This window comes from Ferroacidibacillus organovorans, from assembly GCF_001642725.1.
GTDB lineage: Bacteria > Bacillota > Bacilli > Alicyclobacillales > SLC66 > Ferroacidibacillus > Ferroacidibacillus organovorans.
Window position 1 is genome coordinate 1 of the sequence record NZ_LSUQ01000071.1, and the last position, 11,191, is coordinate 11,191.

Genomic DNA, 11,191 nt, shown 5'->3' on the forward strand with positions numbered 1-11,191 from the left:
ACTGGATACTGCCCGCAAGATATCCTGCAAGCGATGCCACATCCAAGGTTGGAAAAGGAACAAGCCTAACCCAAGCGGTAGTCGCGCTCGTACCGATTGGCGTCGATGTTGAGAGCGTGAAAACGCGAGACGCGCCAATCTGGTTTGCAACTTCCTGAGAGAGCGTCGCTGGCAATCCAATCAAGATTGCAGCACTCGGTTTTTTTGCATACACCGACTGCATAACGCTTTGTGGTGTCGCATGCGTGAGCATCGACTGAACCGTCACGCCACTTGGCGTCGTTTCCAGTGCCTCTTGAACAAGCGGTTCTGCGAGATACGCAGATGCGCCCCCAACTGTAACCGAAATTTTCGACACGGTTGGTCGCAGATCCGCCACATTAACAAATCCACACCCTGCCAGCGTCGAACAAAGCATCAGGGAGACCATGTTGTACCATACGCGTTTCATGAATGATATACACACCACTTTTAGAGCGAATCAATCGCATGACATTTTACCTTCATCCGTGCCATTGTACCATGTGAATTGCGCGTCACAAAATGGAGATCTGCGAAATTCGCTGCAAACTTCTTCGCAAAAATGCTTGCCGATCACACACAAAGTAAGCATAATCATAGATGAGGTGTGAATCCATTGAAGAATGAACATGATCATCGCTCTGTCGCGCAAGCATTCTATCAACTCAACTTTTATCTCCAGGCCATCGGCGTGTCATTTACAATCAAAGATCTCTACCGAGCGGCCTATCTCGAATCTCGCAAAGATCGCTACCAAGATGAGTGGTTGAATCATCTCGAAGAAGATCCGCACGTCCTTGAAAGCATGGAAGAGCCGTTTACGACACACTCCATCGCAGAAACACTGATTCGCACAGGGCATGAGCCGGTTTTGCGCGTCCTCATGAAACGCGTTCACGAAGAGAACATCGGCTTTACCCAAGCGTACATTGTCGGCGCGCGCAAACGTCCGCAGTCTTAGTCTTCAAAGAGCTTCGCGTCACTACGGTGCGCTGTATTGGGCAAACCCCTGCTCGCTGATCATCCCCGTGTCACGTTGATACGCCGTGAGCGCTGAGAGTGGCATGCGCGCCGCCGCGCCGCTTACGGGCACGGTGAGCGTGCGCGCCGCAAGATCTCCAAGACCTGCCGCCAATACGTAACGCCCATTCACTGCAAGTTCCAATTGAGCAAAATCCACACGATACGGTTCGCGGCGATAGGCAGCGAGTAAAAAACGCTCTGCGATGCCTTCTGCCGCGCGCTGATTCCCCACATAAGAAGGCAATGTGCCTGTGGCTGTAATGGAGAGACCGCCGTCCGCTTGACGCACGATGTACACATCCGTCAATTCGGGCACCGCAGCAGCGAGTGGGGCGATCACTTGATTCTGAATCGCCGTCGTAATGTTTTGGTGTAGCGCCGGTTGATCTATCGATCCGCCTTGTTGAAAAGACATGCGTGCACCTGCCGTCGCAGGTTTTACGGAGATGCCGAGAAATCTCCTGTTGAAGCTCTGTATCCCATTGAGTGATAACGCCAAAACCCAACCCCTGGTTTGCGGTACCGCGATAAGCGCCGCGCCACAGAGCAGGATTCCTATGAACGCACGACGAGCGCGTTTTCGTCCCTGACGCTCACTCCCTCTGATCACGTCACAATCCCTCCGAACAACTTGTCCTTTCAATCCTATGCAAAATACGTTCTACACATGACAGCTTGACTCGATAGAGGGAGTGTTCCAAGCAAAAGGTGCGCGATTTTTATCGCGCACCTTAAATTATCCTGCGTGATTCGCTTTACGCGCCTGCCACTCCTCTTTGCTTAGAAAAATCTCGCGCGGCTTGCTGTTCTCAAATGGCCCGATAATCCCCAATTCCTCAAGTGAATCAATCAAACGCGCGGCGCGCGAATAGCCAACCTTGAGTCGACGCTGTAAAAAGGAGACTGACGCTTGCTCCGACTCCACCACGACGCGCACAGCATCCTCAAACAGCGGATCAAGTTGGTCGAGATTGGATGTCACCTCTTCTGGCAAAGCGCTGAAGTCTTCTTGATACTCCGCCTCCTGCTGATTGCGCACAAAATCCACCAGCTTCTCCACTTCAGGCTCCGACAAAAACGCGCCTTGCATGCGCAGTGGTTTAGAGGCGCCAACCGGCAGATACAACATATCGCCGCGGCCAAGCAATTTTTCAGCACCACTGCCGTCAAGAATCGTCCGCGAATCCACACCTGAGGAGACAGAAAATGCGATCCGCGATGGAATATTGGCCTTGATAAGTCCCGTGATGACATCCACCGAGGGGCGCTGTGTTGCCACGACGAGGTGGATCCCTGACGCGCGCGCCATCTGCGCGAGCCGACAAATCGCGTCTTCTACATCGCCTGGCGCAACCATCATCAGATCCGCCAGTTCATCGATGATCACAACGATCAGTGGGATACGCGGTTTCCCTACACGTTCCGCGTAGTTATTGTAACGCTCCAGATCGCGCACCTTCGCTTTTGAGAACAAGTCATAGCGACGCTCCATTTCGACGATCACCTTGCGAAGCGCCGCCGCCGCGCGCCGCGCCTCCGTGACAACCGGCGCAAAGAGGTGGGGAATGCCGTTGTAGACGCCCAGTTCTACCATTTTCGGATCGATCATGATGAATTTGACCTCATCCGGTTTGGCGCGAAACAGGATGCTTGCGATGATCCCATTGATACAGACGCTCTTTCCCGACCCGGTTGCTCCTGCTACCAGGACGTGCGGCATGCGTGCCAGATCGCCGATGATCGTCTGCCCTGCAATGTCTTTGCCAAGCGCGAAAGACAGGAGGCTTCCTGCCTGTGTAAACGCTTCGGTTTCTAGCACCTCGCGAAATGTTACCACGGCAATCTCTGAATTCGGAACTTCAATGCCGACTGCCGATTTGCCGGGAATCGGTGCTTCAATGCGAATATCCCGCGCCGCAAGCGCGAGCGCCAAGTCGTCTGAAAGACTGAGAATGCGTGAAACCTTGACACCACTCGCAGGTTGAATCTCGTATCGAGTCACTGCGGGTCCGCGGCTCGTGCCGAGCAACCGTACAGAAACACCAAAACTCTCAAATGTCTCTACCAGTTTCTTGGCCTGTCCTTGCAACTCTTTTTGCAGCGCGATCGAGTCTGATCGACGGTTGGCGGCGCGATCAAGCAGGCGCGGATCAGGCAAACGATACGGTTTGACCGGTGCGACCGACAGGGGCGCACCACTTCCCGGCTCGCCATCGATCTTCAGACTCGTTTGGTGAGCGAGCGGTGGATCATGGAGCACTCCCGGTTCCGGTTGCGCAATCCGTACAGTCAGGATCGATCGCTCTTCGTCAAGCGTCCATGCGTCCGTATGTTCCTCAGCGTCAGATCGCTCACCGCTCTGTTCACGCACACCCCCGCGTTGCTCAGATATGGTCTGCGCGCGCGTTCCCTCTTCCTGAGATAGGTGACGGCTTTCATCGCCAGGTACGTCAAAAAACGCGTCATAGACTCCATCCTGCGGAACATCGCGACCGAAATCCTGAAACGAGAACGATTCCGGATCATCCCGCCACTCATCAATCGGTTGCTCACGCTGCGACTCAACGCGTTCCAAGCTCACTGGAAGCTCCGCGTGCGCACCGCGTGCGCGCTTCTTTGCCGCGCGCTTAGAACTTTGTTTCGTCTCACTCAAATCATCGGTTGCAGCGCCATCCTCCACGTCAGTCTCCCGTGCAGCGCGCGCCGCGCCCCGTCTCGGTTTAGCATTTTTTTGCGCAGACAGCGCACGCGCGAGTGCCGTGATCATGCTCGTCCATCCGCGATCCACTCGGTTTTCAAGCGACCTTGACATGCGCTCAATCGTCTGTACCAGCGACCTGCGCGTCATCAAAACGAGCGCCGCAAGCACTGCGCCGACCATGACCAGGACCGTGCCTGCCACGGCAAACAAATAGCGAAGACCTGAAAAAATAGCGAAGCCAACCATCCCACCGCCTGCGTTCGCGGGAGGAAGCGGACCACTTGAAGTGAGGATTAGACTGTGAAGTGAGTCGCTAAGTGTCGTTATCCCGACTTGCGTCAGCCGCAAGAGATCCGGGTTTTTTCCATACATCGCCACGCCTTGCGTATAGAGGCTGAGTTCACTCCATGTAACGATCACCAAGAGGAGGATAAAAAGTCCCGTCTGAAATCCGGTGTAGCGAAAGCGAGCCCGTTTGACCATGATGATCAGCGCCATCCAGAGGATATAGAGCGGGATCATAAAATGCCAATTTCCGGCCAGCATGATGCAAAGATCGTCGAGCGCTTGACCGACTGCGCCGAGATCCCCAAGCGTTACAAAGCCGAGAACCAACAAGGTGAGTCCCAGCAACTCATAGCGAAGCACTCGTTTTGCGTGATCCAGTTTTGCCATATCATTCCCCTTCGACCTACTTCTTTCGCGGGAGAGGTATAAAAATCCTGCCTGACGCTACCTGAATCATCGATTCCCGCGAAATGGTCTGCCGAATGCGGAGCAAATCCTTGCAATGCATCAATACATCATACGCTCATCGTGATAATACTTGAATTCCAAAAGATTGTTTGACGGGTCGATCAAAAAAAACGTGAGGTGTTCCTCGATCCTTCCCGTAAACCGCGTCATCGGTTCCTGAAAAAAGGGGACGTTTCTCTGATACGCCAACTTGACAAGATTGTCATACTGCGCCTTTTCACGAAACGTCACGCCAAAATGACGAGGGTACATCTTGGGGTTCATGTCGACCCCGTCAGGATCGAGATGGCACACCACTTGATCACCAAAAAAATCGAGCGTGATGCGATCCGCATAGCGACGCGCCAGTTTGCAGCCGAGCTTTGTCACATAAAAATCGTACGTTTCATCCAGGTCTTTGCAAGGAATCGCTAGGTGAAACACATTCTGACTGTCTCTCACGCGTCATTCTCCTCAAAAAGCATCAATGTGTCGGACCTTAGTCCCATCCGCAGTGTCTCCAGTGGAATCGGATCGTGAAACGAGATGTTCGCCAAGTTCACTTCCGGACCCAGGCGCGAGATAAAATACGTCTGTAGCGTTTTATTCGGTGCCTCGTAGACCATGAACTTAGGATCCACCGCATCGAAAATTTCTTCCATCAAACCAAAACGCAGCTCGCCGTCAGGGCGGACGATGCCAGCCGTTCCCGTTTCACGCGCTTCCGTGATCACCTTCCACGCACCCGCTTCAAGGTCCTCCCGAATATATTCAATCCATTTGGCTGGACGGAGATTGATCGATTTTTCCGTGTCCTTGTAACCCACCTCCGAAAAAACGCGAAAGTTTTGCGCAAATTCCCGAATCCACGACGCTTTTTCTCGATTAGAGAGCCCGACTGTGCCATTGGAGATCTCCACATAGTGACAGCCAACAGACTGGCAGAACAATTGATAGTCATCCAATTGATGCTGCATATAATATTTTTCAAAAAGTGTTCCACCAAAGAAAAAATCGATCTGATGCTCACGTAAACAATGAATTTTCATTTCTAAGTCACGCGTAACAAGCGATGTGCCCCACCCAAACTTCACAAAGTCAATCAGGTGTCCCATACTCTGCATGACATCTTGAAAATACTGGGTAGGCACTCCATTGTCAATAACGATCGTGAGACCATTCTCGCGCGGTTTGGCGCTTCGCGTCGGAAGTCGGAGCGCAGTAGCATAGTTCAAGGTCATACGTCCACCCTTTCAACGACAGGAATTCCCGCTCGACTCGTGACGCGCATGACAAACGGGCAGGGGATTTCACGCGCGCACCACTCCATGTCCTTTTCATCAAACTCAGGACGAGTTTGATCATAAAACTTCTGCGCCACCACCGATGAGCGAATGCGCGTTGCCACTGTTTCCGCAGAGAGGGGAGTCGTTGACGCGAGGATGCTCTCGATGTACTCGGCGCACGCGAGATCGTCGTCGCTTGTCGGATGCGATGCGATGAGCCGAATGCGTGAGCATTCAAGCGATGGCGCTATGCTTTGCACAAAGCTCGCCGTTTGTTTCGCATTGCTAAACCCGGTTACCAAAACATGCTCTGCCGCAAGCGCCTGCACGGCCGCCTTGACACCGTTTGTTGTCATTTGAATGATGCTTCGTCCCGCAACATCTGCCGCGGCCATGCCCGCCGGAGAGTTGTCAAGGTCAAAACCAGGGACGGCAAGGCCAGCGATTTCCCCCGCCAAAAGCGCGTCAGACCTTCTTTCGCGAAGCGCAAACGCCTGCTCTTTATCGCGCGCGAGCACAATCTCTTTGGCTCCGCCTATAAACGCTACCTGTGCCACAGTAAACGCGCGGATCACATCGATGACGACATGAACGCCAGCGGCTGGCGCGTATGGCCCATTTCCTTGTACTATCTCAATGTTCATGTATTCCCAACCTTCAAGAAGAACGGTTCTATGATTCGTATGAATGGATCATAGCGGTCTTTTCTTAAAGTCATCTTGAAAAAAAATCCTTCGCTGCCTTCGCGAAGGATTTTTTGCGTTGCTCATGATGATCCGATCGAAGTCTGTGGAATCTCCGTGGCAATGACGTTTCCCGGCTGCCACTCCGCTTTCAGGTAGTCAGCAGCATGCGGTGAAATCAATCGATGAATCTTCGCTGAACCTGGCCCCAGCGGCTCCACCAACATCGTGACACCCTGATGAGTAATCGTCGCAAGCGGTTTTACGTGTTGTGGATCGCCATATCCCTCATACACATCTTCAGCTGAAACGATCGACCACAGAATCATTGGGTCATCCCCACTCCCGTGCGCATCGAGCGATACTCACTGATTAGTTGACGAAGTTTCCCCATCGCGATGCCGAGCCCGCCGATTTCATTAATTAATCCGTACTGTACCGCGTCTGGCCCGACAACCGTTGTGCCTATGTCGCGCGCGAGTTCTCCCGTGCGCAACATTAACTCACGCAGTGTTCCTTCCGTGATGCGCGAATGGGTCGTGATAAAACGGGTCACACGCTCCTGCATTTTTTCCAAATATTCAAAGCTTTGCGGGACGCCGATCACCAGTCCGTTTAGTCGGATGGGATGGATGGTCATTGTAGCCGTCTCTGCGATAAACGAGTAGTCACTCGCCACCGCAATCGGCACGCCAATCGAATGTCCGCCGCCTAAAACGAGGGTAACTTTGGGTTTTGATAGCGACGAGATCATCTCGGCAATCGCGAGTCCCGCCTCCACGTCGCCGCCCACGGTATTCAAAATGATCAAGACACCCTCAATGCGATCACTCTGTTCCGCCGCCACCAACTGCGGGATGATATGTTCATATTTGGTCGTCTTATTCTGCGGTGGAAGCACCATATGGCCTTCCACCTGTCCGACAATCGTCAAACAATAAATGTTCGACTCATCCGATACGGGATTGGTCTGTCCCAATCGCTCAATATTATCCGCAACCGTTCCGTCTTTCATCGTGTGGAGCGGTGAATCGCCGTTTGGGTGTTCTGAGAAATCTGGTTCCATCGGGTGTGGCGGTGTTTCCTGGTACACTTCGGCTCACTCCTCGCAAAATCCGTCGCCATCCGCACAGCGTCGCTGTTATGCGACCTCTCCCTAGTATGGCTCGAATGACCGCCTCTATCCTGCATCACCTGATTTGCCCATAGAAAAAGGGGATCTGCGTGAGATCCCCTTTTCCGTCCCTACCCGACAGTCATACTTCCATAATAATCGGCAACACCATCGGTCGCCGCCTCGTCTGTTCGTAGAGAAAACGCGTCAGTGCATCGCGCACGCCCATCTTCAGCCCCGACCAGTCACTCACGCGATCGGTCATCAATCGCTGAAGCGTCGCTGCGACTACCCGGTTCGCTTCATCGAGCAACTCCTCCGACTCGCGCACATAGACAAATCCGCGGGAAATGATATCAGGACCAGAGAGCAGCTGTCCTGTTTGCTTTGACATGGTCAACACGACGACGAGAATTCCGTCTTGAGACAAAAGTTTACGGTCGCGCAAGACAATATTTCCGACATCCCCAACCCCGAGACCATCGATCAGGATCGCGCCTGCCGTCACTTTTCCGCTCACGCGCGGCGTGCCATCCTGAATCTCGAATACATCGCCCAATTCGAGCATAAAGATATGATCTTGATTGACGCCCGTCGCCGTCGCCAGTTCAGCGTGCTTGCGCAGCATGCGAAACTCTCCGTGAACAGGAACGAAATACTTCGGACGAATAAAATTAAGCATCAGCTTGAGCTCTTCTTGACTGCCGTGACCCGAGACGTGAACGCCTGAACCCGGTTGATAGATCACATCCGCGCCGATGCGCTGGAGAAGATCGATCGTTCTTGAAATCGACTTTTCATTTCCCGGAATCGGTGAAGACGCGATGATCACAGTATCTCCTGAATAAATCTCCACTTTGCGGTGCGTCGCGCGCGCCATTCTCGTGAGGGCAGACATCGGTTCACCCTGTGATCCTGTCGTCAACAGCGCAACCTCATGCGTCTCAAAGCGCGACAATTCTTCCAGTTCAATTAAAGTGTCCGGCTCCACTTCAAGATAGCCCAGATCCTTTGCAACGGAGACGTTATTTACCATGCTGCGTCCGACAATCGCCACTTTTCGACCATTTCGCTCTGCAGCGCGAATGACTTGCTGCACTCGATGAATGTTTGACGCAAATGTCGCAAGAATGACTCGTCCTGGCGCCGTTTGAAACACGCGCTCAATCGTTGCGCCGACGCTGCGCTCCGATGGCGTGAACCCTGGGCGCTCTGCATTCGTGCTATCTGACAACAGTGCGAGCACACCTCGTTCACCAAGCGCAGTCATCTTTGCGTAGTCTGCGTGGATTCCGTCCACTGGCGTCTGATCGAATTTAAAGTCACCCGTCTGAACGACGACGCCTTCTGGCGTATCAATCGCAAATCCGACCGAATCGGGAATGCTGTGATTCACGCGAAAGCAAGAAACCTTGAAGTGACCGAGTGTCACTTCGCTCTCATTGGTAATTGGGATCAACTTTGATTGATCGAGGATGCCGTGTTCACGCAGTTTTCCTTCAATCAGACCAAGCGTCAAGCGCGTGGCGTAGACAGGCACCTGTAGGCTCTTAAGGACGTATGGCAATCCGCCAATGTGGTCTTCGTGTCCGTGTGTGATAAAAATACCGCGCAAGCGCTGTTTGTTATCCGTCAGGTACGAGATATCCGGAATGACGATGTCAATCCCAAGCATCTCTTCATCCGGGAATTTGAGCCCTGCATCGACAACGATCATATCGTTCCCATACGCGTATGCAGTCATGTTCTTGCCGATTTCGCCGATTCCGCCGAGCGGAACGATCGAAAGTTTGTTTGAATAATTCTTGCTCAACTGTGCACCTCCAAAAAGTAAAACCATGAGCGCTTACGAATGAGCCCCGTCGTTCCCATACGTCATTCGCCACATGCAGTGCGTGAGATGGCGTGACGAGCGTATCTGTCCGCGCGAATTAGAAGTAAGGACAGGCGCACACCCACCATCTGCGTCTATTTACATTCTCCGCAAAGCTACCGTTCCGTTCATGGTGACTTGATTATACATGACAAAGGCGAGCGCTCACAACTCACGCTCGCCAATCTTTATCGTCATTGCAAATTTAGTGAAAGGACGGGAGTAAAACAACTTCTGAAAGTTGCCTACGCAACTCTGTTCGCTGCGCTGGTGTAAGGTCGACCAGCGGAAGGCGAACGCCGCCAACCGAGAGTCCGAGCATCGCCAGCGCTGACTTGACTGGCGCTGGGTTTGGCGCGCGAAATAATTCTTCAAAAAGTGGCAAAAGTGCGTGATGCTGCTCACGCGCTTGCTTTAGATCGCCTTCAAAAAAGGCGTCGACAAGTCGAGCCATGCGCGCGCCTACAACATGCGAAGCGACGCTGACGACACCGTGGCCGCCAAGCGCAAGAATCGGGAGCGTCATTTTATCATCGCCACTATACACGATGAAATCGTCATCTGTGCCTTCGAGGATGCGGGATACTTGCGTGAGATCCCCGCTTGACTCTTTGACGCCAACGATGTTCTGGATCGTCGAAAGGCGAATCACGGTCTGCGGGTCAATGTTGACACCCGTTCGCGCGGGAATGTTGTATAGAATCGTCGGCTTATCCGTCGCCGCAGCGAGCGCCTCAAAGTGGCGATAGAGTCCCTCTTGAGAGGGCTTGTTGTAATAGGGCGCTACGAAAAGAAATCCCTGGACACCGAGCGCATCGACTTCTTTGGTCAATTCAACGGACGCTTGTGTGCTGTTGAGCCCCGTTCCCGCAATCACCGGGACGCGGCCGCGCGCGAGCCGGACCGATGCATCAAAAAGTGCAAGTTTTTCATCGTGCGTGAGGACGGGTGACTCTCCGGTTGTTCCTGCAACCACGAGTGCCGTCGTGCCCGTCTCAATCAGATGATCAATCAAAGCTTGCAAACGCGACAAATCGAGCTCAAGCCGCTCATTAAACGGCGTTACCATCGCGGTTAAAACGCGACCAAACACGTCAGACTCCCCCTTGTGCGTGCAAATCGAATTGATCATGGATCGCGCGAACGGCCTCTGCCACATCTTTTTCGTGGACGAGGCACCAGATGGTGGTGTTCGAATCGGCAGATTGAAGGATCTCAATGCCTCGCTCGGTAAGCGCCATGACGATGCGCGCCATCACCCCTGGCACTCCGTGGATTCCAGCGCCAACTGCGGCCACTTTTGCCACGTTGCGAACCGCTTCTACCGTCAGTCCCAACTCATGAAGCCTTGTGATCGCGCGGTCTTCGTGAGTGAGCGGCACCGTGAATGTCACTTCACTCGGTGTCACATTAAAAAAATCCAGCGAAATGCCTTCTGCCGCCATTGCCTGAAACGCATCCTTTTGAAACCCGCTTCTTCCTGCGTCGGAGCGCACTTTAAGTTGCGTCACGCGCGCACTGTGTGTGACACCTGTGAGGATGCGATCCTGTGCAGGCCTTTCCTCAAGCGGGCGCGACGCGCTTGTCACAAGCGTTCCCTCGTCTTTTGATCCCGTCGCGCGCACGCGAATCGGGATGTTTTTCTGCATCGCAAGTTCAACCGCCCGCGGATGAATCACCTTTGCGCCCTGATACGCGAAATTACAAATTTCTGTATACGTAACGTGGGTCAAGCGCGCCGCGCCGTTGACAAGC

General features: G+C 53.3%; 12 protein-coding genes. 1 reads left to right on the forward strand and 11 read right to left on the reverse strand.

The annotated features are described in order from the left end of the window. A partial coding sequence (locus tag AYW79_RS13810; RefSeq protein ID WP_156493910.1) for a hypothetical protein occupies positions 1–451 on the reverse strand: 451 nt, incomplete at its 3' end. A 186-nt stretch (positions 452–637) separates the two neighbouring features. On the opposite strand from AYW79_RS13810, the gene AYW79_RS13815 reads away from it, so the two are divergent. Next, complete coding sequence (locus AYW79_RS13815) at positions 638–982, forward strand: hypothetical protein (RefSeq protein WP_067567070.1); 345 nt, start codon at positions 638–640, stop codon at positions 980–982. A gap of 21 nt (positions 983–1,003) precedes the next feature. Here AYW79_RS13815 and AYW79_RS13820 read toward each other — a convergent pair whose 3' ends face one another. The 10 genes from AYW79_RS13820 to AYW79_RS13865 all read right to left on the reverse strand — a co-directional run. Beyond that, positions 1,004–1,654, reverse strand: a complete 651-nt coding sequence (locus AYW79_RS13820) for a hypothetical protein (RefSeq protein ID WP_067567072.1) — start codon at positions 1,652–1,654, stop codon at positions 1,004–1,006. A gap of 126 nt (positions 1,655–1,780) precedes the next feature. Then, a complete protein-coding gene (locus AYW79_RS13825; RefSeq protein WP_067567074.1) occupies positions 1,781–4,420 on the reverse strand; it encodes an FtsK/SpoIIIE family DNA translocase in 2,640 nt (879 codons plus the stop codon). Positions 4,421–4,540: 120 nt separating this feature from the next. After that, a complete protein-coding gene (locus tag AYW79_RS13830; RefSeq protein WP_067567076.1) occupies positions 4,541–4,942 on the reverse strand; it encodes a VOC family protein in 402 nt (133 codons plus the stop codon). After that, positions 4,939–5,721: a phosphosulfolactate synthase gene (locus AYW79_RS13835; RefSeq protein ID WP_067567079.1), complete on the reverse strand. Its 783-nt coding sequence runs from the start codon at positions 5,719–5,721 to the stop codon at positions 4,939–4,941. The genes AYW79_RS13830 and AYW79_RS13835 overlap by 4 nt, the downstream gene beginning before the upstream one ends. Next, a complete protein-coding gene (locus AYW79_RS13840) occupies positions 5,718–6,410 on the reverse strand; it encodes a 2-phosphosulfolactate phosphatase (RefSeq protein WP_067567080.1) in 693 nt (230 codons plus the stop codon). The genes AYW79_RS13835 and AYW79_RS13840 overlap by 4 nt, the downstream gene beginning before the upstream one ends. Positions 6,411–6,532: 122 nt before the next feature. Further along, the gene (locus AYW79_RS13845; protein WP_067567082.1) at positions 6,533–6,778 is read right to left on the reverse strand and encodes a YlzJ-like family protein; all 246 of its coding nucleotides are present in this window, start codon (positions 6,776–6,778) and stop codon (positions 6,533–6,535) included. Then, the gene (locus tag AYW79_RS13850; protein ID WP_269449006.1) at positions 6,775–7,464 is read right to left on the reverse strand and encodes a ClpP family protease; all 690 of its coding nucleotides are present in this window, start codon (positions 7,462–7,464) and stop codon (positions 6,775–6,777) included. Before AYW79_RS13850 ends, AYW79_RS13845 begins: the two co-directional genes overlap by 4 nt. Before the next feature lie 241 nt (positions 7,465–7,705). Next, positions 7,706–9,376 carry a ribonuclease J gene (locus tag AYW79_RS13855; RefSeq protein ID WP_067567088.1) on the reverse strand — a complete coding sequence of 557 codons (1,671 nt, stop codon included), beginning with the start codon at positions 9,374–9,376 and terminating at the stop codon, positions 7,706–7,708. 265 nt (positions 9,377–9,641) lie between these two features. Then, on the reverse strand, positions 9,642–10,529 hold the full coding sequence (gene dapA, locus AYW79_RS13860; RefSeq protein ID WP_231884555.1) for a 4-hydroxy-tetrahydrodipicolinate synthase: 888 nt from the start codon (positions 10,527–10,529) through the stop codon (positions 9,642–9,644). A gap of 1 nt (position 10,530) precedes the next feature. Further along, on the reverse strand, positions 10,531–11,191 hold a 661-nt coding region (locus AYW79_RS13865), incomplete at its 5' end, for an ACT domain-containing protein (RefSeq protein ID WP_156493911.1).

Coding starts and splice junctions, on each gene's coding strand:
- AYW79_RS13825 (WP_067567074.1), bottom strand. CDS start 4,420: ATGGCAAAACTGGATCACGCAAAACGAGTGCTTCGCTATGAGTTGCTG.
- AYW79_RS13835 (WP_067567079.1), bottom strand. CDS start 5,721: ATGACCTTGAACTATGCTACTGCGCTCCGACTTCCGACGCGAAGCGCC.
- AYW79_RS13840 (WP_067567080.1), bottom strand. CDS start 6,410: ATGAACATTGAGATAGTACAAGGAAATGGGCCATACGCGCCAGCCGCT.
- AYW79_RS13845 (WP_067567082.1), bottom strand. CDS start 6,778: ATGATTCTGTGGTCGATCGTTTCAGCTGAAGATGTGTATGAGGGATAT.
- AYW79_RS13850 (WP_269449006.1), bottom strand. CDS start 7,464: ATGAAAGACGGAACGGTTGCGGATAATATTGAGCGATTGGGACAGACC.